At 65.7% G+C, this 20,361-nt stretch carries 18 protein-coding genes; 11 read left to right on the top strand and 7 right to left on the bottom strand.

The window, feature by feature from the left end; all coding sequences use genetic code 11:
• Positions 1 to 30: 30 nt before the first annotated feature.
• The 3 genes from bioB to MUU56_RS30035 all read right to left on the bottom strand — a co-directional run bounded on the left by bioB (position 31) and on the right by MUU56_RS30035 (position 2,306).
• Positions 31 to 1,008, bottom strand: coding sequence for a biotin synthase BioB (gene bioB, locus MUU56_RS30045; RefSeq protein ID WP_245082053.1), 978 nt, complete (start codon positions 1,006 to 1,008; stop codon positions 31 to 33).
• Positions 1,005 to 1,565 (bottom strand): biotin transporter BioY, encoded by a 561-nt coding sequence (locus MUU56_RS30040; protein WP_245082050.1) that lies wholly within the window; start codon positions 1,563 to 1,565, stop codon positions 1,005 to 1,007. The genes bioB and MUU56_RS30040 overlap by 4 nt, the downstream gene beginning before the upstream one ends.
• Positions 1,566 to 1,640: 75 nt before the next feature.
• Positions 1,641 to 2,306, bottom strand: coding sequence for a GntR family transcriptional regulator (locus MUU56_RS30035; protein WP_245082048.1), 666 nt, complete (start codon positions 2,304 to 2,306; stop codon positions 1,641 to 1,643).
• Positions 2,307 to 2,559: 253 nt separating this feature from the next.
• Here MUU56_RS30035 and MUU56_RS30030 point away from each other — a divergent pair, with 253 nt between their 5' ends.
• From MUU56_RS30030 to MUU56_RS29990, 9 genes are all read left to right on the top strand, one after another.
• Positions 2,560 to 4,029: an amidase gene (locus MUU56_RS30030; protein WP_245082046.1), complete on the top strand. Its 1,470-nt coding sequence runs from the start codon at positions 2,560 to 2,562 to the stop codon at positions 4,027 to 4,029.
• Positions 4,002 to 5,567, top strand: coding sequence for an ABC transporter substrate-binding protein (locus MUU56_RS30025; RefSeq protein ID WP_245082044.1), 1,566 nt, complete (start codon positions 4,002 to 4,004; stop codon positions 5,565 to 5,567). The genes MUU56_RS30030 and MUU56_RS30025 overlap by 28 nt, the downstream gene beginning before the upstream one ends.
• Positions 5,568 to 5,630: 63 nt before the next feature.
• Positions 5,631 to 6,611: an ABC transporter permease gene (locus MUU56_RS30020; RefSeq protein WP_064333736.1), complete on the top strand. Its 981-nt coding sequence runs from the start codon at positions 5,631 to 5,633 to the stop codon at positions 6,609 to 6,611.
• 10 nt (positions 6,612 to 6,621) lie between these two features.
• Positions 6,622 to 7,530, top strand: coding sequence for an ABC transporter permease (locus MUU56_RS30015; RefSeq protein ID WP_245082240.1), 909 nt, complete (start codon positions 6,622 to 6,624; stop codon positions 7,528 to 7,530).
• Positions 7,530 to 9,353 (top strand): dipeptide ABC transporter ATP-binding protein, encoded by a 1,824-nt coding sequence (locus MUU56_RS30010; RefSeq protein WP_245082042.1) that lies wholly within the window; start codon positions 7,530 to 7,532, stop codon positions 9,351 to 9,353. The genes MUU56_RS30015 and MUU56_RS30010 overlap by 1 nt, the downstream gene beginning before the upstream one ends.
• Positions 9,343 to 10,101, top strand: coding sequence for a DeoR/GlpR family DNA-binding transcription regulator (locus MUU56_RS30005; RefSeq protein WP_245082040.1), 759 nt, complete (start codon positions 9,343 to 9,345; stop codon positions 10,099 to 10,101). The genes MUU56_RS30010 and MUU56_RS30005 overlap by 11 nt, the downstream gene beginning before the upstream one ends.
• The gene (locus MUU56_RS30000; protein ID WP_245082038.1) at positions 10,094 to 11,362 is read left to right on the top strand and encodes a Zn-dependent hydrolase; all 1,269 of its coding nucleotides are present in this window, start codon (positions 10,094 to 10,096) and stop codon (positions 11,360 to 11,362) included. Before MUU56_RS30005 ends, MUU56_RS30000 begins: the two co-directional genes overlap by 8 nt.
• Positions 11,349 to 12,278, top strand: a complete 930-nt coding sequence (locus MUU56_RS29995) for a phosphotransferase (RefSeq protein ID WP_245082036.1) — start codon at positions 11,349 to 11,351, stop codon at positions 12,276 to 12,278. The genes MUU56_RS30000 and MUU56_RS29995 overlap by 14 nt, the downstream gene beginning before the upstream one ends.
• Positions 12,279 to 12,289: 11 nt before the next feature.
• Positions 12,290 to 13,228, top strand: coding sequence for a choline/ethanolamine kinase family protein (locus MUU56_RS29990; RefSeq protein WP_245082034.1), 939 nt, complete (start codon positions 12,290 to 12,292; stop codon positions 13,226 to 13,228).
• Positions 13,229 to 13,276: 48 nt separating this feature from the next.
• Here MUU56_RS29990 and MUU56_RS29985 read toward each other — a convergent pair whose 3' ends face one another.
• From MUU56_RS29985 to MUU56_RS29970, 4 genes are all read right to left on the bottom strand, one after another.
• A complete protein-coding gene (locus tag MUU56_RS29985) occupies positions 13,277 to 14,287 on the bottom strand; it encodes a LacI family DNA-binding transcriptional regulator (protein WP_245082237.1) in 1,011 nt (336 codons plus the stop codon).
• Between the two features lie 114 nt (positions 14,288 to 14,401).
• On the bottom strand, positions 14,402 to 15,412 hold the full coding sequence (locus MUU56_RS29980; RefSeq protein ID WP_245082032.1) for a zinc-dependent alcohol dehydrogenase family protein: 1,011 nt from the start codon (positions 15,410 to 15,412) through the stop codon (positions 14,402 to 14,404).
• A 15-nt stretch (positions 15,413 to 15,427) separates the two neighbouring features.
• Positions 15,428 to 16,198 (bottom strand): L-iditol 2-dehydrogenase, encoded by a 771-nt coding sequence (locus MUU56_RS29975; protein ID WP_245082030.1) that lies wholly within the window; start codon positions 16,196 to 16,198, stop codon positions 15,428 to 15,430.
• 139 nt (positions 16,199 to 16,337) lie between these two features.
• A complete protein-coding gene (locus MUU56_RS29970; protein WP_398433272.1) occupies positions 16,338 to 17,642 on the bottom strand; it encodes an ABC transporter substrate-binding protein in 1,305 nt (434 codons plus the stop codon).
• Between the two features lie 335 nt (positions 17,643 to 17,977).
• Between MUU56_RS29970 and MUU56_RS29965 the strand changes: the two genes are divergently transcribed.
• Both MUU56_RS29965 and MUU56_RS29960 read left to right on the top strand, forming a co-directional pair.
• Entirely contained in the window at positions 17,978 to 18,964 is a 987-nt protein-coding gene (locus MUU56_RS29965; protein ID WP_245082028.1) for a tagatose kinase, read from the top strand.
• Entirely contained in the window at positions 18,961 to 20,229 is a 1,269-nt protein-coding gene (locus MUU56_RS29960; protein WP_245082027.1) for a D-tagatose-bisphosphate aldolase, class II, non-catalytic subunit, read from the top strand. Before MUU56_RS29965 ends, MUU56_RS29960 begins: the two co-directional genes overlap by 4 nt.
• The last annotated feature ends 132 nt before the right edge of the window (positions 20,230 to 20,361 follow it).

Here is a 20,361-nt window from a genome sequence, read left to right as displayed (position 1 = left end):
TGTTGTGGCGCCGCTGCCGGCGCCATGACCTCACTCGGCGGCGATCGGCACGGTTGCCGCGCGCAGCGGGGCAAACCGCATCCCCAGCTTGCCGATCAACTCCCGATCCTGCCAGGCCGCCGGATTTTCCGTTGTCAGCAAAACGTCGCCGACGAAGATGGAGTTCGCCCCCGCGACGAAACACAACGCCTGGAGCTCCTGGCTCATGCCTGTCCGGCCGGCCGACAGGCGAATTACGCTGCGCGGCATCAGGATCCGTGCCAGGGCGACGGCCCGGACGAGGGCGAACGGGTCCACGGGCTTTGCCCGTTTCTCAACCGGCGTGTTGCGGATCTCGTTCCAGAGATTGATGGGGACGCTGTCGGGATGGACGGGCAAGGTCGCCAGCGTCACGAGCATGGAGATGCGGTCGGCGGCCTCTTCCCCCATGCCGAGGATGCCGCCGCAACAAACCTTGATCCCGCCCTTGCGCACGCGATCGACGGTTTCCAGGCGATCTTCCATCGTCCGGGTGGTGGTGATCTCGCCGTAATATTCGAGCGAGGTATCGATATTGTGGTTGTAGAAATCGAGCCCCGCTGCTCTGAGGCGCTCCACCTGTTCGGGCGAAAGCATTCCGAGGGTCATGCAGGTTTGCAGCCCCATCTCCCGGACCCCCTTGATCATGGCGCAGAGCTTGTCCATGTCGCGGTCCTTCGGGCTTCGCCAGGCCGCGCCCATGCAGAATCTCTGTGCCCCGGAAGCCTTGGCCCGCCGGGCCGATCGCAGCACCTCGTCGAGTTCCATCAGCTTGGTCGCCTTGACGCCCGGATCGTTGTGGATGCTTTGTGAACAGTATCCGCAATCTTCCGGGCAGCCTCCCGTCTTGATCGACAACAGGCTTGCGGTCTCGATGGCCGTTGGATCGAAATTGCGTCGGTGCATGTCCTGCGCACGATACATGATCTCGGGGAAGGGCAGGTCGTGGATGGCCTGCGCCTCTTCAATGCTCCAATCGGTGCGGATCATCGCGCAGCCCCGCTGCGCAGGCTGCGCCAGCCGCAGATCATGGCTGTGCCGAGACCGACCTTCAGCAGATCCGCCAGAAGGAAGGGGGCAAGGCCCGTCGCGACGAGGGATTTTGAGGGCACGAACCCGGCAAGCCAGGAAAGCCCGGCTGCGTAGACAAGGCAGAGGCCGGCAAGCATGGCCAGGGCGATGCGGAGAGCGCCGCCATCCCGGGCGAGTCGGCCGGTGAGCCAGCTTGCCACCAGGTATCCGAGAAGGTAGCCGCCCGTCGGGCCCAGCAGATAGGCCGCTCCAACACCCCTTGCGGGAGACCCGGAGAACACGGGGAAGCCGGCGAGCCCCGCGCCGAGATAGGCCGCCATTGCCGCCAGGCCGAGGCGCGGCCCGAGGATGACCGACAACGACAGGACCGCGAGCGTGTGCAGCGTCATGGGAACGGGCCAGAACGGAATCTGCACCTTGGCGCTGGCTGCAATCAGGACTGCCGCCCCGATCACAAGCCCGCAAGCGCGCAGAAGATCGATGGAGAGGATATTGGCCGGCGAGGATCGGTGCATGATGTCATTCCTGCTGTTACGGATAATCTATAACAACGAGAAAATTCCACCGGCCGCAATGCAGATTATAGATAATCAGCCAAGAAGCTTTTCAGCGACCTGGGTTTCCACGCTCGGCCGCGCGCCGGCGCCACGCCCCATCCAACCCACATGGCGCGCCAGCACATCGCAGGCGGCGTTCACCTGCCCGCCGCGCAAGGCCGCGAGGATCGCGCGGTGGTCGTAGTCGGTGCGGGCCTCCCAGTCCGAGCGCCAGGCCGCAAACAGGAAACGTGCGCTGGCGAGATGAAGGTCGTCGATCGCGGCCATCAATCGCGGCATGCCGCATGGAGCAAGGATCATGCGGTGGAATGCGCGGTTGGCCTCTTCCCACTGCCGCACATTCTGCGCGTTTTCGGCCCTCACGGTTGCCTTTTCCGCCTCCAGCAGCAGTTCCCGGGTCAGTTTCGGGGCGGCATTCTTCAAGGCGAGCGCTTCCAGCGACGCGCGCATCTGTGCGACCTCGCGCAGCTCCGCCACGTCGAAGGAGGTGACGCGGACGCCCTTGTGGGGCTCGCTTGAAGCCAGCCCCCTGGCCTCAAGACGCCTGAATGCTTCACGCACCGGCACATGGCTTGCCCCGAATTCCTCGGCAACATGGTCCTGGCGCAGGCGCGATCCGGGTTGTATCCGGCCCGAGATTATCCGCTCGGCAAGCGTTGCCTCGATTGTTATCGCGAGTGTCTTGTCGGTCTTGCTCATGGATTATAGATAATCTGACAATCCATCGGTCGGCAAGGACGCTTCGGTCGCGGTCGGCGGGTGCCGCCTTGCCTTGCCCTCGCTACGCAACTCCATGCTGATCGGGGCAGTGCCGGGTGAGTTCTCATTGCAAATCAACACGATTGCCGTTCGGTGCGTAAGGCGTGCCGGTTTGGCTGTGTTTTGTTGATTTTCTGCATATTGACAATTTCCACAAAACCAACATAAATCCACATAACTGGAGACGAAGGTCGTGGATTTTTCGGTTCTTGCACTCAGATCGGCAATTGCTTCCGGCAGCCTCACCTCCGAGGCGCTCGTGCAGGAAAGCCTGGAGCGCATCCGGCGATTGAACCCGGTCGTCAACGCCTTCAGCCAGGTCTACGAAAGGGAGGCCCTGGAGGAGGCGCGCGCCTGCGACCGGGAGAGGGCGCAAGGGCGCCTGCGCGGCCCGCTGCACGGCATCCCCATGGGGGTGAAGGACCTCTTCTTCGTGGCGGACCGGCTCTGTCAGCGAGGCTCGGCCGCCTACAGGAATTTCGCTCCCAAGGCGACGGCACCGATTGTCCAGCGGATGATCGATGCCGGATCGATCATGATCGGCAAGACGACGACGACGGAGATGGGCTGGTCCGGATCCGGCTGCTCGGAGTTCTACGGGCCGACCCGCAATCCCTGGAATCTGGAATTGACGAGTGGCGGCTCGAGTTCCGGTTCCGGTGCGGCGCTCGCCGCGCGGATGGTTCCCTTCACGCTGGGGTCCGACGGCGGCGGTTCCGTGCGCATCCCGGCAGCCTTTTGTGGAATTTTCGCCATGAAGGGTTCGCTGGGACGCGTACCGGCCTGGCCGTGGAGCGCAACGGAAATGCTCTCCCATGCCGGTCCGATGAGCCTTTCGGCGAAGGATAGCGCCCTCCTGTTCAACATCCTCAAGGGGCCGGATCCGCGCGACCATCAGGCGCTGCCCGATGACGGCGCCGACTACACCGCGCCGCGATCCCTCGGGTCGTTGCGCGTCGGTTTCGTCCCGAGCCTGTTCGGCTTTTCCGTCGCGCCCGAAATCGAGCGGGTGGTGCGGGACGCCGTTGCGACCCTCTCCACGGCGCTCGGCATCGACATCCGCCCGGTCGTGCTCGACTGGCAGGACCCGATCGGGATTTTCGAAACGCTTTGGGTCGCCGGCCGTGGCGTCGCCTATGGCGCGCAGGCGGACCTCTCGGCTTTCGGGAGCGGTTTTCGCGGTCTCGTCGAGGCTTCGGCGCGCTACGATCTCGCCGATTATCTTGCGGCCGCAAAGGCGCGCGCCGAATTCGCCGGCAGCGTCCATGCGCTTTTCGAGGATATCGACCTCCTGCTCATGCCAACCGTGCCGGTCGAGCCCTTCGCCGCCGACCGCGAGGCGCCCGAAGGGTTCACGTCGCCGTCCGAGGTGCTGGCCTGGACGGGTTGGACGCCCTTTACCTATCCCTTCAACCTGTCGGGCAACCCGGCGGCCTCGCTGCCCTGCGGGCTGACGGCGAATGGCCTGCCGGTCGGCCTTCAGGTCGTTGGCCGGCGGCATGCCGATGCGCTTGTGATGGCCTTCTGCCAGCAGGCCGAAGACCATCTTTTCCAAAATAAAATACCTCCGCTTGTCGTTGCTGGCGGCAAAGCGGGGTGGGGAACACCCAGCAATCCAACTGCGGAGATATCGTCATGCAATTCAACAGGAGAGCATTCCTAAAGAGTTCCGCGCTCGCTGGCGTCGCCGTCGGCCTTCCGGTCCTCAACACCGCCTTTTTCGTCGATCCGGCGCATGCCGCCGAGGGCAAGGTCCTCAATTTCATGTCGGCGGAGAACCTGACCGGCAACTGGGACCCGTCCTCGCACACCACGCTCGCCCAGATCAATCTGGAGAGCTTCGTCTTCGGTTATCTCACCCGCGCGCCGATGCGGCCGGACAATCCGGACGAACTGGTGATGGAACTGGCGACCGACATGAAGCTCGTCGACGAGCATACGCTGGAGTTCACGCTGCGCGAGGGCGTGACCTTCCATGACGGCAAGCCCTTCACCGCCGAAGACGTGAAGGCGACCTTCGAATATGCCAGCCAGCCCGACCGGCCGGCGGCGTGGTATCCCGGCCCCTGCGAGGTCGAAGTGGTGAGCGATCATGTCGCCCGCATCAAGACCGACAAGGCCGGCTACCCGGCGAGCCTCTTCTGGTTCCTGTCGGCCTTCCTGCCGATCATGTCCGCAAAGGACGTCGCCGACCCGAAGACGCTGTCCTCGCGTCCGAATGGCACCGGCGCCTTCAGGTTCGCCCGCCAGGATGGCAACACGACGGTGCTGGAGGCCTTTGACGGCTTCCATCTCGGCAAACCGGCCATTCCCGGCATCAATTTCAGCTTCGTCGGCGATGCGACCACCCGCACGCTGGCGCTGCTCAACGGGGAGGCGGACCTCATCGAGCGTCTTGAGGCCGAGCAGGTCCAGACCATCGAGGAGACCGGCGGCTACACGCTGAACAAGGCTGTGTCCGTCGAGAACAAATATCTCTGGTTCCGCTGCTCCAAGCCGCCCTTCGACGATCCGCGCGTGCGCAAGGCGGCCGCCCATGCCATCGACCGCGCCGTGCTGCTCGACATTCTCGGCGTCTCCGGCCACGCGTCCAAGGCGTGGATCTCGCCGGTGAAGTTCGGCTATGTCGATACGCCGAACTATCCGGAATACGATCCGGAGGAAAGCCAGCGGCTTCTGGCCGAAGCCGGCTTCCCGAAGGGCGAGGGCCTGCCCGAACTCGAATATATCACCTCGGTCGGCTTCTATCCGAAAACCAAGGAATATGGCGAGGTCATCACGGCGATGCTCCAGGAACAGGGTTTCCCCGTGAAGCTCAATGTCATGGAGGTCGCCGCCTGGAACGAGCGGCTCTATGACCGGCCGGGCGGCGGGCCGGGTCACATGATCGACTGCGGCTGGTCGACGGGCTCGCCGGAGCCGGACCTCGTGCTGCGCACGCATTTCCATTCGAGCTCGAAGCGCATCTGCGGCATCGAGGACAAGGATCTGGATACGGTTCTCGACAAGGAGCGCAACACGCTCGATCCGGCGGAGCGCAAGGCGGTGATCCAGAACGAGGTGATGCCGATGCTGGCGGACAAGGTGCCGGCGCTGTCGCTGTTCACCTCGGTCTTCATCCACGCCATGCGCGACGGGCTGGACGGCATGTACTTCTACCCGAACGGCATGATGGACGCGAACAAGGCGACCCTGGCCTGATGGCAAGCGGCGGCCGCCGTCGAGGGCGGCCGCTTCCATACCGATCAGCGCAAGGGAAACCGCATGTTCGTCCTGTCGTTCCTGTTGAGACGGCTCCTGCAGGGGGCGCTCATCATCCTGCTCGTGACCTTCATCATCTTCACGCTGCTGCGTGTGGTGCCGGGCGATCCGGCACGCCTCATCGTCGGCGGCATGGCGCCCGACGAGGTGGTGGTGATGAAAGCGAAGGAACTCGGCCTCGACCGGCCCATTCCCGTGCAGTTCGTCTCCTATCTCGGCGATCTCGTGACCGGCGATCTCGGCACGTCTTTCGTGCGCCCGAAAAGCGGCGCAAGCCTCGGCGGCTCGTCCTTCGACGATGCGACGCGCGAGGAGCGCGCCAAGGTGCTGGATCTCATCCTCGCGACCCTGCCGATGACGCTCCAGCTTGCGGCCGTGGCGTTGGCGCTCGCCTTGCTCGTGGCCGTGCCGCTCGGCACATTGGGCGGGCTGTATCCGGGGCGATGGCCGGACAAGCTGGCGCTGGCGATCGGTTCCATCTGCGTGTCGACGCCGAATTTCTGGCTCGGCATCGTGCTGACGCTGTTCCTGTCGGTGAAGCTGAAACTGCTTCCGGCCATCGGCTATCGCGGCTTCAGCTACACCATCCTGCCGGCGATCGTGCTCGCGGTGGAGATCGTGCCGTTCATCCTGCGCACGCTCACCGTCTCGGTGGCGCAGGTGATGCGCGAGGATTTCATCCAGCTCGCGCCGATCCGTGGCCTTTCGCGCAGCCGCACGATCTTCTCCCATGCGCTGGGCAATTCGGCGATCCCGCTCATCAACCTGCTCGGCGTGCAGCTTGGCATGCTGCTCGGCGGGGTCCTCGTCATCGAGTTCATCTTCGACTATCCCGGCCTTGGCCTCCTGACGATCAATGCCGTGCTGCAACGCGATTTCCCGCTCATCCAGGGCATCGCGATCTTCATTTCCGTGATGTTCGTGATGATCAACGTTCTCGTCGACCTCATCGCGATGACCATCGATCCGAGACTGGAGTACTGACGTGGCCGATATCGCCCATGAGAATGTCGCCCCGCGCCCCGCGGCCAAACGGGGCGTCACGCCCACCCGGCGCATGCTCCAGATCGCCGCGGCGCGCACGGATTTCCGCATCGGCCTCGTCGGCTTTGCCCTGCTCGTCGGCCTTGCGATCCTGTTGCCGCTGGTGAGCCCGGTCGATCCGATCAAGATCGCCTACGGTTCCAAGCTGCTGCCGCCGTTCCCCGCCGAGGGCTGGAAGTGGCCCTATCTGCTCGGCACGGACCAGCTCGGCCGCGACGTGCTGATGCGCTGTCTGGTGGGCCTGCGCTATTCGCTGTTGATCGGCATCACCACCGTCGTCCTGATGTTCGTCGTCGGCTGCAGCCTCGGGCTCTATGCCGGGTTCCGCGGCGGCTGGGTCGATGCCGTCATCATGCGGCTCACCGATGCGCAGCTTTCGATCCCGATGATCATCCTTGCCATCACCATTCTCGGCGTTTCCCGCCCGACGGTGCCGGCGATCATCCTCGTTCTGGGGCTTTCCGGCTGGCCGCTCTATGCCCGCGTCGCCCGCTCCGTGGCGCTCGGCGAGCGCAGCCGTGGCTATGTGCTGGGCGAGCGGGTGCTCGGGGCTTCGGACCTGCGCATCATGCTGCTCTTCGTCGCGCCGGTCGTTCTGCCGCCCATCGCCTTTGTCGCGGTGCTCGACATCGCCCGCATGATGATCTTCGAATCCATTCTCGGCTTTCTCGGCCTCGGCGTGCAGCCGCCGACCCCAACCTTCGGCAATGTCATCGCCGATGCGCGAAAATACCTTCTGAACGCCTGGTGGATCGCCACCATGCCCGGCGTCTTCATGCTGGTTTCGCTCACCTGCCTCAACCTGATGGGATCGGCGCTGGAGCGCGCGCGCAATGCCGTGCTGCGGGGAGAAGCGTGATGGCCGGTCCCATTCTCGCCGTCTCCAATCTCAGCGTCGATCTTGAGCGTGAAGGGCGCAGCCGGCGCGTCGTCGACGATGTCAGCTTCGCCCTGGCGCCCGGCGAAGTGCTCGGCCTCGTCGGCGAGGCCGGTTCCGGCAAGTCGGTGCTCGCCCGTGCGCTGGTGTGCGCCGTCTCCACGCCCTTGGAAATAACCGCCGGCAAGGTCGTCTTCGAGGGCAAGGACATCCTGTCGCTGCCGCCGCGCGCGCTCTCCGCCATCCGCGGCAACCGCATCGGTTTCATCGGCGCCAATCCCATGGGATCGCTCGATCCCCGTCTGCCGATCGGCCAGCAGATCGTCGAGAAGCTGCGCTGCGTGCGGCCCGGGATCGGCCGGGCCGAGGCGCGCGACAAGGTGCTCGACCTGCTCGCCCGCGTGCGCATCCCTTCGCCGGGCGCCCGTTTCCACGAGGCGCCGTTCCAGTTCTCCGGCGGCATGATGCAGCGGGTGATGATCGTCGATGCGCTTGTTTCCGATCCGTCGCTGGTCATCGCCGACAACATCACCCAGCCGCTCGACGTGACGGTGGCCGCGCAGATCATCCGTCTCATCGACGGGCTGCGGCAGAGCCTCGATACCGCTTTCCTCTTCATCTCGTCGTCGCTGCCGGTGGTGGCGCAGATCGCCGAGCGCACGCTCGTCATGCAGCGCGGCCGCATCGTGGAGGAGGGGTGCACGGCGGAGCTCGCCGCACGTCCCCGCCAGTCCTATACGCGCGCGCTCATCTCGCGCATCCCCTCGATCTGGAAGGATGTGACGGCCCCGGCGGCGCAGGAAGGCGAGGCCGTGCTGACCGTCGACAACGTCATGCGCTCCTACCTCGTGCGCCGGCGAGGCTCCTTCAACGCCTATAACGAGGTGAAGGCGGTGCGCGACGTCTCCTTCACCGTGAAGGCCGGCGAGAATTTCGGCATCGTGGGCGAAAGCGGCTGCGGCAAATCCACCTTGACCCGCCTCCTCGCCTGGCTGGAGCAGCCGGACGGTGGCCGCATCGCCTTCCTCGGCAAGGACCTTTCGCACCTTTCCGCCCGCTCGCTGACGGAAATGCGCCGGTCCTTCCAGCTGCTTCTGCAGGACCCCTACGGTTCGCTGCCGTCAGGCATGCCGCTCCAGCGCATGATCGAGGAGCCTTTGCTCATTCACGGCATCGGCCGGGCGGAGGCGGGGAAACGGGCACAGGAGGCGATGGCCGAGGTAGGGCTCGACATGGAGCTTGCCGACCGGCTGCCGGTGGGTCTGAGCGCCGGCCAGCGCCAGCGCATCAATATCGCCCGCGCGCTGGTGCTGAAGCCGCGCCTCCTCATCCTCGACGAGACGCTGTCGGCGCTCGACCAGGTGGAGCAGGCCGAGCTTCTGGACCTCTTCAACCGGCTCCAGGCAACACACGGATTTTCCTATGTGTTCATTTCGCACGACCTCGCGCTCGTGCGTCGGATGTGCCACCGTATCGCCGTCATGTATCTCGGGCGCATCGTGGAACTGGCCGACAACAGCACGCTTTTCGAACAGCCACACCACCCCTATACCCGGGCGCTGCTGAGCGCCATGCCGACGCTGGAGGACAACCGCTTTCCGCGCCCGCGCTACCTGCTCGACGGCGAGCCGCCAAGCCCGATCGATCTGCCGCTCGGCTGTTCGTTCCGTTCGCGCTGCCCGCGCGCGCAGGGCGACTGCGCGAAAACCGACCCGCCGCTGCTGGCCCTTGCCGGCGGCAACTACGCCGCCTGCCTGCACCGGCACGCGGCGCCGCATGAGGAGGAAGCCGTTCATGTCGAGTGAGATCCGCAAGGAGGTCATCCTGGAGCGCCTGGACCGCGATCAGCGCGTCAGCGTGCTCGAGCTTTCGGCCGAATTCGGCGTTTCCGGTGAAACGATCCGGCGCGACCTCAAGGATCTGGAGGCCGAGGGCGCCGTGCGGCGCGTGCATGGCGGCGCCATTCCGGCGGGCCGCACCGCCGACACGCCGATCACCGAGCGTATCAAGCTGAATGCGCTGGAGAAGGACGAGGTCGCAGGCCTTGCGCGCGATCTCATCGTCGACGACTGCGTCATCTTCCTCGACACCGGCACGACGACGCTGGCGCTCGCCCGCCGGCTCGTCGGTTTCAAGAAACTCAGGCTCTACACCAACTCGCTGCGCATCGCGCAGGCGGCCTGCGAGCATTTCGGCGTTCAGGTGCTGATGACGCCCGGGCACCTGCGGCCGGTGGAGCAGGATCTCGTCGGCTACGACACGATCGCCTATATCCAGCAGTTCCATTTCGACATGGTGTTCATGGGCGCGGCCGCCGTGAATGCCGGTTACGGCTTCATGGACTTCGAAGAGGACGAGGCGCGCATCCGCCAGGTGCTGCTGAAGCAGACGTCGCGAAGCGTGATGCTTGCCGATCACTCCAAGTTCGGCAAGGTCGGCAACGTCATCACCGCGCCCTTCGGCCGGGTTCATACGCTGGTGACGGACCGCCGTCCTCCGCCCGCTCTCGTCACGGCCGTCCAGGCCGAGGGACTGGAGATCATCCATGGATAGCGCAGCGGCTATGGCCGGCTCCGATCTGGCGGCGGTTTTCGACCGGATGTCCGCGATCGGCGCGCGTCCCGGGGCTGGGATCACGCGGCTGGCGGCGAGCGCCGAGGATGGCGCGGCGCGCCGCCTCTTTGCCGACTGGATGTCGAGGGGCGGCGCCCGTATCGCGCAGGATGCGATCGGCAACCAGTTCGCCTGTTTCGACTGGGCGGGTGAGGGGGCTTCCTGGGTCTTTGCCGGGTCGCATCTCGACACCCAGCCGCGCGGCGGCCGCTTCGACGGCGCGCTCGGCGTGCTCGCGGCGGGCTGCGCAGCGCTCGATCTCGATGCGGAAATCCGCGCCGGCGGCTTTCGTCCAAGCCGCAATCTCGCCGTCGTCAACTGGACGAACGAGGAGGGTGCGCGCTACCAGCCGAGCCTCACCGGCAGCGGCGTCTTTTCGGGTGCCCTGCCGCTGGACGATGCGCTTGCTCTCCAGGACGGGGCCGGCATTGCGCTCCGCGACGCCCTCGATACGATCGGTGTGGCCGGCGAAACCGAAAGCGTTCCGCCTTGCCCCGAAGCCTATGTCGAATTGCATGTCGAGCAGGGCGGGGTCCTGACGGAGGCCGAGCGGCGGATCGGCGTCGTCGAGGGGACCTGGGCGGCTCGCAAGATCACCGCGGCCTGGACCGGCCGCGCCGCCCATACGGGACCGACACCCATGGCGGACCGGCGCGATGCGCTTCTCGCCGCCGCGCGGGGCATTACGGCCTTCGAGGCCATTGTCGCCGCGCATCATCCCCACCTCCATCGCTCGGCTGCGCGCCTCGTCATCGAGCCGAATTCGCCGAACGTCGTGGCCGAGCGCGCGACCGTCTGGTTCGAACTGCGCGGTCTCGACGTCGCCGAACTCGACATCGCTGGCCGGGCGGTGATCGCGGCCTTCGAAAAGGCGGCGCTCGAAACCGGCACGCGGTTGGAGATTGCCGCCGATGGGCTGCGCCCGCCCGCCAGCATGGACGACCGTCTGGCGGCGCTTGCCGGCGACATAGCGCGCGCCTGCGGTTTCGAGCCCTTGGTCATGCGCTCGGTCGCCGGGCACGACGCCGTCGCATTGCAAAATACCGGCATTCCCTCGGCCCTGATCTTCATTCCGAGCGTCGACGGCATCGCGCACCATCCCGACGAACTGACCCATCCGGAGGATATGAAGGCGGGTCTCAAGGTTTTGACAGCACTGTTGCGACAGCTCGCCGAGGGAGGATTTCATGCAGAACCATGAGGCGATCCTGCTCGCGCTCGCAGCCGTCGGCCTGTCTGGCGCGGTGCTTTCTCCGCCGGTCGGGGGCGTTGTTTCTCCCATTCACCGGGCCGTCGAGAACACCTGCCTTTTCGCCACGGCGCCCGGCCGGCCGCCGGTCTTCCTCAAGCACCGTCACGACGACATGGCCGATTTCATCGCGTTGGACCGCGTTGCGGAGGCCAGCCGCAAGGCGGGAGAGCTCGGTATCGCGCCCCGGCTGCTGCATGCCGATCCCGCGCGGGGTGTCCTCATGTTCGAGGCGCTGGGCGAGGAATGGGCATGGGGCCGTGCGGATGTGCTTCGCCGTCCCGCGGTGCTCGAAAACCTGCTTGCCGCCAAGCGCCGCTTCCAGGAGGCTGCACCGCTCGCCGAAGACCGCAGCGTGTTCGATCTCGTCGCCGCCTATCGAAGGCTTGCCGAAGCGCCCGGCGTGATCCTGCCCGCGCCGGTGCGGACCGTTGCAGCGGCCGTCGAGCGGATTGGCGCGGCGATCGCGGCGGCCGGCGTCGATCGCGTCGCCTGCCATGCCGATGGCGCGTCGTCGAACGTGATGGTCGGGCCGCAAGACGCCGTCCGGCTGGTCGATTTCGAATGGGCGCGACAGGCGGATCCCGCCCATGATCTTGGAACCGTGCTTGCCGAACTGCTTGCCTTCGATGGCGAGGCGCTGCTGGCGATCGAGATCGCGACCGGTAAACCGGATGGGCAGATCCTTGCCCGCGCACGCCTCTATGGCGCGGCGGACGATCTGATGTGGGCGCTGTGGGGCTTCGTCAGTGCGGCGCGCTCGCCGCGAAAGCACGTCGAGTTCTTCAAATATGCCGAATGGCGGCTGCTCAGGGCGCGGACCGTGATCGAGGGGCCGCGCTTCGAAACGTGGCTGAAACAGGTCTGAGGGAGGGGCGGATGCGACGCAGCCTGGGTGAAGGCGTATCTCCGGCGGAGCGGGCGATCGAGGCCGCCATTCTCGCCGTCGCGGATTGGCGGGAGCGGCCGGTTTCCTACGAGCCGGTGCCCGGCGGCATCAGCAATCCGAACTGGCGGGTGCATGTCGATGGCGCGCCGCACAGCTTCTTCGTCAAGATCCCGGGCGAAGGCACGGAAATGTTCATCGACCGCCGGACGGCGAACGAGGCCGGCCGCAAGGCGCATGCCGCCGGCGTCGGCGCGCGCATCATCGATTTCTTCCCCGAGACCGGCGTGGAGGTCAGCGAGTTCGTCGAGGGGCTGCGCACATCCACCAATGCCGACTTTCTCGATCCGGTCGTGCGCTTCAACGGCCTGCGCGCCCTGAAGGCTTTCAACGACAGCACGCCGCTCTCCCAGCGCAAGACGACCTTCGACATGATCGACGAGCATTTCGAGCAGGCCCTGGCGCTGGGCGGCGAGTTTCCCGGCGATTTCGGCTGGCTCAATGCGCGCTACCGCGAGGCGCGGCAGGCGCTGGAAGCGTCCGGCCTCGATCTCGCCCCCTGCATGAACGATACGCTCGCCGGGAATTTCCTGCTTCATGCCGACCAGCGGGTCATGCTCGTCGATTTCGAATATGCCTCGACCAACGACCGGGCGGCCGAACTTGCCCTGTGGTTCAGCGAAATGTGCTTCTCGCCGGAGGTGGAGGCGGAGATGATCGAGGCATATTACGGCCGCCTCGATCCGGCTCTCCTGGCGCGGGTCTCTTTGTTCAAGGCGCTGGTCGATCTGAAATGGTCGACCTGGGCGATGGTGCAGAACCGGATCTCCCGCCTCGATTTCGATTTCTTCAAATACGGCTTCTGGAAGCACATGCGGGCGCGCTTCGTGATGAGCGATCCGCGCTGGGCGGAATGGTTGAAGGCCGTTTGAGGAAGGCGGAGCGATGTGCTGCCGCCGTTTCGGGTCCGTTCAAGGGCTTTAGGCCGAATGCCGCAGCATCAGTTCCGATTTCAGCAAGATCTGCTCCTTGCCCAATGCAGGGTGGTCCGCTTCGTCAAGCTTGTGCAGCAGGAGCTGGATCGCGAGCCGGCCGATCTCGTCGTAGTTCTGGGCGACGGTGGTGAGCGGGGGGCAGGCGTATTGGGAGAGGGGATGGTCGTCGTGGCCGGCGATGCGCAGGTCATAGTCGGCGCCGTGGCCGACCTTCAGGCCCTTCTGCCAGGCGGCGGCGATGACGCCGAAAGCGAGGCGGTCGTTGGCGCACAGGATGGTGCGGCTCTTGAGCGCGGCCGGCTTTTCGAGCAGGCGGCTCGCTTCCTCGAAGGCGAAGCGTTCGAAATCCCAGCTTGCGGCTTCCGAGACCGGCAGGACATGCGGCTCCATGCCGAGGCGCGCCATGGCTTCGAGATAGGCGGTCTCGCGGGTGAGCGCGTTGGTATTGACATGCGGCATGCCCAGATAGCAGGGCGGCTCGCCGGAGCGGCAGAGGTAGTCGACGATGAGGCCGAAGCTCTGGCGGTTGTCCGTGCCGACGAAGGCGGAGGTCTCGTCGAGCGGGGAGTCGACATAGACGAGGGGGATGGACTGGCCGAGCTGCTCCAGCGTCTTCGGCCGCGCGGCCGATCCGAGCGGAGCTATGATGGCGCCGGCGACGTTCATCGACTTGAACGTCTTGATCGCGTTGTCCTCGATATCGGCGCGGCCATCCGCCGAAAGCACGAAGGCGTGGAAGCCGGCCTCGTTGGCGATGAGCTCGATGCGCCGCGTCAGCGCCATGTAGAAGGGGTCGATCGAGGTCGGCACGACGATGCCGATGATGTTGCTGCGACGGCGGTTGAGGTTGACGGCGAAGATGTTTGGCCGGAAGCCGGACTTTTTCAGCGCCTCCTCGATGGCGTCCCGCGTCTTCTTGCGAACGGAAGAAGGGTCGTTGAAATATTTCGACACCGTGGGCCGGGACAGGCCGACGAACTCGGAAAAATCCTCCATTGTTCTGATCGACTTGGCCAAGCGGTGCTCCTGCGGTTCCGGTGTTCGCCTTCTTAGCCGGCCTCATTTCGCGGGAAAAGCCGAAATCGAGGCCGACTATCGGCGGTTCGGTGATCAGTCGGCGGCGAACTGCACCTTCATCGTCGCGGGGTCCGTCGGCTTCCTCGTGAAGAAGGGCAGAACCTCTTCCAGCGCCAGCCGATGCGATACGAGCCGCGCCATCCCGCCGTCATCCTTCTTCAGGATCTCGAGCGCATCGGGAATGTTGCGGTTCAGCGAATGGGAACCGGCAAGCCTCAGCTGGCGGCGGAAGATCTCGAAGGGCGCCACGGAGATGCGGGCATCCGGAGCGCAGACGCCGAAGACAAGCGCCGTGCCGCCGTCGGCGAGAAGATCGATCATGCCTTCGACGACGCTGGCAATGCCCGTGGCGTCGGCGACGAAGTCGTAGCTTCGCCGTTTGGCTGCAAGCTCATCGGAACCGGAGACGATGCCGCCGAGGCCGAGACCGGCGGCGAAGGCGAGCCGGCTCTCGTTGATATCGGCGACCGTCACGGTCTCGACGCCCTCCGCCTTCAGCGACAGCGCAAGGAGCAGCCCGATCGGCCCGGCGCCGATGACGAGCGCGTCCTTCGGCAGCGGTGCGCCGCCGCGTATGCCCGTGCTGTTGAGGCCGTTCACCACGCAGGCGAGCGGCTCGGCAAGGGCCGCGACGGGAAAAGGCAGGTCGCCGATGCCGTGCAACTGGTCGGCGCGCACGACGCTGTATTCGGCAAAGCCGCCATTGTGCGAAACGCCATAGGCCTTCAGGTCGCGGCAGAGGTTCGTCAGGCCCTTGCGGCAGGCGGGGCAGGTGCCGCAGGGCAGGTTCGGATCGACGGCGACGCGCGCGCCGACCTGGAGGCCCGTGACGTCAGCGGCGACGGCCTCCACGATGCCGGCATATTCATGGCCCGGCACGAGCGGAAAGGCGCCGTCGCCGTAGCGGGCATGCAGCACGTCGATATCCGTGTGGCAGAGGCCGGCCGCCTTGACCTTGACGAGGGCATGGCCGGCCGGAACATCGCCGACCCCGAGATCGGCGAGCCTTGCCTCGCCCTTGGCGGTGAACTGGATCGCTTTCATGCGGTTCGCCATGGCTCAGCTCATCCAGTTGCCGCCGTCGACATTGTATGTCTGGGCGAGAATGTAGTCGCTGTCGCTGGAGGCGAGGAAGACGGCGAGGCCCTTGATGTCGTCGGGCGTGGCGAAGCGGCCGATCGGCACGGATTTCGCCACGGCAGCCTTCTTCTCGCCGGGCTTCAGGCCTTCCCATTCGGCGAATTTTGCGTCGACGATGTCCCAGTGTTCGCCATCCACCACCCCGGGGGCGATCGCATTGACGTTGATGCCGTATTTGACGAGGGCGAGCGCTGCCGACTGGGTTGCCGAAATGATCGCGGCCTTGGAGGCGCAGTAGAGCGTCACCAGCGCCTCGCCGCGCCGGCCGGCCTGGCTCGCCATGTTGATGATCTTGCCGCCGCGCCCGCGGGCGATCATCACGTTGGCGACGGCCTTCATGGTGAAGAGCGGGCCTTTCAGGTTGACGTCGAAGACACGGTCGTAGCTCTCCTCGGTGATCGCCTGGATCGGCGCCATGTCGAAGATCGCGGCATTGTTGACGAGGATGTCGATACCGCCGAAATCGGCGTCGATCTTGCCGACGACCGCATCGATGTCCTGAAGGTTGGTGACGTCGATCCTGATGGCTGTCGCGGCCGAGCCGATCGCCGCCGCCGCTTCCTCGGCGCGGGCGAGATTGATGTCGGCGATGACGACCTTGGCGCCCTCGGCCACGAAGGCTTCGGCAAAGCCGAGGCCGATGCCGCGTGCGCCGCCGGTGATGAGCGCGACCTTGTCCTTGAGTTTCATGTCTCTTCTCCATGCGTTGCGGGTCAAAGCCGGTGCCGCGAAATGCGTTCGTTGGAAATGTTCGTCGTGCGGGAAACCCGGCACCGGAGTGCCGGATCCTCCTGGGAGGGCCTGCGGGCCATGCCCGCAGGCGGGAGCCTTACTTGATGTAGCCGGCGCGGGTCATGTCGCGCTCGACCTGGACCTGGGCGGCATCGAGTGCCGCATCGACCGTCTGCTGGCCGGCAAGGGCCGCGCTGACCTGCTGGCCGACGAAGGTGCCGATCGCCTGGAACTCGGGAATGGCGACGAACTGCACGCCGGTATAGGGCACCGGATCCTTGGTGGGCTTCGACGGGTCGGCCGAGAGGATGGCCTGAAGCACGGTTTCCGCGAAGGGGGCCGCCTTCTGGTACTCCGGCAGCGCGTAGGTTGACTTGCGCGTGCCGGGCGGCACGGCGACCCAGCCTTCGCTCTCGCCGACCAGCTTCACATAGTCCTTGGAGGTCGCCCATTTGAGGAACGACTTGGCGACCTCGGCCTTCTGCGTGGTCGCCGGAATGGCGAGGTTCCACGACCAGGACCAGCTCGATCCGTTCGCCGTCTCGGCGATCGGCGCGCGCGTGAAGGCGATCTTGTCGGCGACCTGGCTCTGCTTGGGGTCGTAGACGCGGCCGGCGGCCGACGTCGCGTCGATCCACATGGCGCAGTGGCCCGTCGCAAAGAGCGTCTGGTTCTCGTTGAAGCCGTTGGCGGTGGCCCCCTGCGGGCCGTAGTCCGAAAGCAGCGCGACATAGTCGGTGATCGCCTTCTTCCACGGCTCGGAACTGAGCTGAGGCTTCCAATCCATGTCGAACCAGCGGCCGCCATAGGCGTTCACCATCGTGCCGACAAACGCCATGTTCTCGCCCCAGCCCGGCTTGCCGCGCAGGCAGATGCCATATTGCTGCTTGGACTTGTCGGTCAGCTTGGCGGCGAATTCCTTGATCTGTTCGTAGGTCGGCTGTTCCGGCATGGTGAGGCCGGCGGCATCGAACAGGTCCTTGCGGTAAAGCGTGAACGAGCTTTCCGTATAGAAGGGGACGGCATAGAGCTTGCCGTCGACCGTCAGGCCCGCCTTGATCGGCTCCAGCAGGTCCGCGTAGTCGTAGTCATCGCCGAGGTCGTCGACCGGCGCCAGCCAGCCCTGCCTGCCCCAGATCGGCGCCTCGTAGCCGCCGATGGTCATGATGTCGAACTGGCCGCCCCGGGTGGCGATGTCGGTGGTCACGCGCTCGCGCAGCACGTTCTCCTCGAGCACGATCCAGTTGATCTTGTTTCCGGTTTCCTTTTCCCAGGCGCCGGAAAGCTTCTGCATGATGATCATGTCGCCGTTGTTCACGGTAGCGATGCTGATTTCCTCGGCCTGTGCGAGGCCGGTCAGCAATCCAAGGCCGATGGCGGACGACGATAGAATGCGGGTCATGTTCCTCATGGGTCCGTTCCTCCTTTACGGATGTTTACGCATAAAATGCCATGCGTAAAGTTTTTATGCGGTGAAACAGCCATTGTTGTCAAGCGACAAATTTCGCGATTGCGATGGTGCAATGGCGACGATTGCCAGTAACGCCTTGTAATAAAAGGGAATTAATCTGAAGTTGCAGATTTTCTCTCCAGCCTTCTTGAGGAGTTGCAATCGAATTTCACATAAATAAATTTACGTGCGTAAAAAATTGTTGACTTTTGCCGGGCTGATCCGCTATCACCAATGGGAAATGATCGCGGTATGCTTTCGGGCTCCGTCGCAGGGAGGGTGCATTGATGAGAGTGAGCGCAGTGGCGCCGGAAGGCCTGGGGCCGACGGTGACGGTCGGTGAGATCCTGGTGGAGATCATGGCGACGACGGTCGGGGCGGGGTTCCTTGCGCCGCAGCCGCTCGTCGGGCCGTTTGCGAGCGGCGCGCCGGCGATCTTCATCGATCAGGTGGCGCGGTTCGGCGGTGCGGCGGGCATTGTGGCGGCGGTCGGCGCCGATGACTTCGGCACGCTCAACGTGGAGCGGCTGCGCGCCGATGGCGTCGACGTGTCGGCCATCGCGGTCATTCCCGGCAAGCCGACCGGCAGTGCCTTCGTGCGCTATCGGGCGGATGGCTCGCGGGATTTCGTCTACAATATCGCCCATTCCGCGGCCGGCGACACGACGATGACGAACGCTGCACGCGCGCTCATCGCCCGTGCCGGCCATGTCCACGTCATGGGGTCCGCCTTCGCAATCCGCGGCATCGGCGACCTCCTTCTCGAGGCGGTCGCTTCGGTCAGGGCGCGAGGCGGCTCGGTCTCCTTCGATCCGAACATCCGCAAGGAGCTGGCGCAGGACGGCGAGGGCCGCAAGCTCGTCGATGACATGCTGGCTGTCACCGATCTCCTGCTGCCCTCCGGAGACGAATTGCTCGTCGCGGCCCGCGAGGCGACGGAAGAGGCCGCGGTGGAGCGCCTGCTCGGCCTCGGCATCGGCGAGGTCGTGCTGAAGCGCGGCAGCGCCGGTTCCAGCCATTTCAGCCGGGATTCCGGCCGTATCGATTGCCCGGCTTTTGCCGTGGAGGAGATCGATCCGACGGGGGCGGGCGACTGTTTCGGAGCCACCTATCTCACCGGTCGCCGCGCTGGCCTTCCGCCGGCTCATGCGCTGCTCTACGCCAATGCCGCCGGGGCGTGCGCGGTCAACCGGCAGGGGCCGATGGAAGGCGTGTCCAGCCGGCAGGCGCTCGATCAATTCATTGCGGCCGCCGGCCGGGAGGTAGGGGCATGAGCCGCTTCCTCGCGGGCCTGGCCGCGGCCCGCCGCGCGGGCCGTCCCTATGGCATCGCCTCTGTCTGCTCCGCCCACCCGACCGTGCTGCGTGCCGCGTTGCGCCGGGCGGCGAAGGGCGAGGGGCCGGTGCTGATCGAAGCGACCTGCAACCAGGTCAACCAGTTCGGCGGCTATACCGGCATGGCGCCCGCCGATTTCATCGCCTTCGTCGAAGCGATTGCCGCCGAGGAAGGCGTTGCGCGGGACAAGATCATCTTCGGTGGTGATCATCTCGGGCCCAATCCCTGGCGCAGGGAGCAGGCTTCGGTCGCGCTCGAAAAAGCGGCCGGCATGGTGGAGGCCTATGTTGCGGCCGGCTTCACGAAAATCCATCTCGACGCCTCGATGGGCTGCGCCGGCGAGCCGGCCGCCCTGGACGACCGCACCGTTGCCGAACGGGCCGCGGCTCTTTGCGCCGTCGCGGAGGAAACCGCCCGGCGCGGGAACCTGCCCGCTCCCGTCTATATCCTCGGCACGGAGGTGCCCGTGCCCGGCGGTGCCGACCATGCGCTGGCGACGGTCGAGCCGACCGCGCCCGACGCTGCGCGGGAGGCGATTGCCGTGCACCGTGCCGCTTTCGGTAAGGCAGGGCTTTCCGATGCCTTCACGCGGGTCATCGCCTTCGTCGTGCAGCCCGGCGTGGAGTTCGGCAGCGACAATGTCGTCGCCTACGATCCGCCGCGCGCCGCGGCCCTCAGCGCCTTGCTCGACGAGGAGCCGGCGCTGGTCTTCGAGGCGCATTCCACCGACTATCAGGCGGAAGAGGCGTTGGCCGCGCTGGTCGGCGATGGTTTTCCCATCCTGAAGGTCGGGCCGGGCCTCACCTTTGCCTACCGCGAGGCGCTCTATGCGCTCGATCTCGTCGCCTCGGACATCGTGCCCGGCTATGGCGACCGACCGCTGGCGCGGGCGATGGAAGCCTTGATGGTCGATGTGCCCGGGTCCTGGAGCGGCTATTACCACGGCGATGAGACTGCGCTCAGGATCCAGCGCCATTTCAGCTACAGCGACCGTATCCGCTACTACTGGACGCGGCCGGAGGCGGAGGCCGCCGTTGCTGCCCTGCTGTCGGCGCTTTCCGGCGTTCGCATTCCCGAAACGGTGCTGCACCAGTATCTGCCGACGATGGTGCCGCGGGAGGCCGATCGCGCGGAGGACATCCTGATCGCCGCGGTGGACCGCGTTCTGGCGATCTATGACGGCGCGGCCGCCAATCGGCCGTGACGGAGAAAAGCGTGCGGCAGGATGAGGCCGCCGCCTGAGGAATGGGAGGGAATTTCATGGCGACGGAGAACACGCGTGGTTTGGCGCGGTTGATGTTGGCGCCCTCAGTCGGGCTGCTTCTTGTGTGGATGA

It is taken from the genome of Shinella yambaruensis (genome assembly GCF_022899355.1).
GTDB lineage: Bacteria > Pseudomonadota > Alphaproteobacteria > Rhizobiales > Rhizobiaceae > Shinella > Shinella yambaruensis.
The sequence above is the reverse complement of the archived record's forward strand: the minus strand, read 5'-3'. Positions and strand labels throughout refer to the sequence as shown.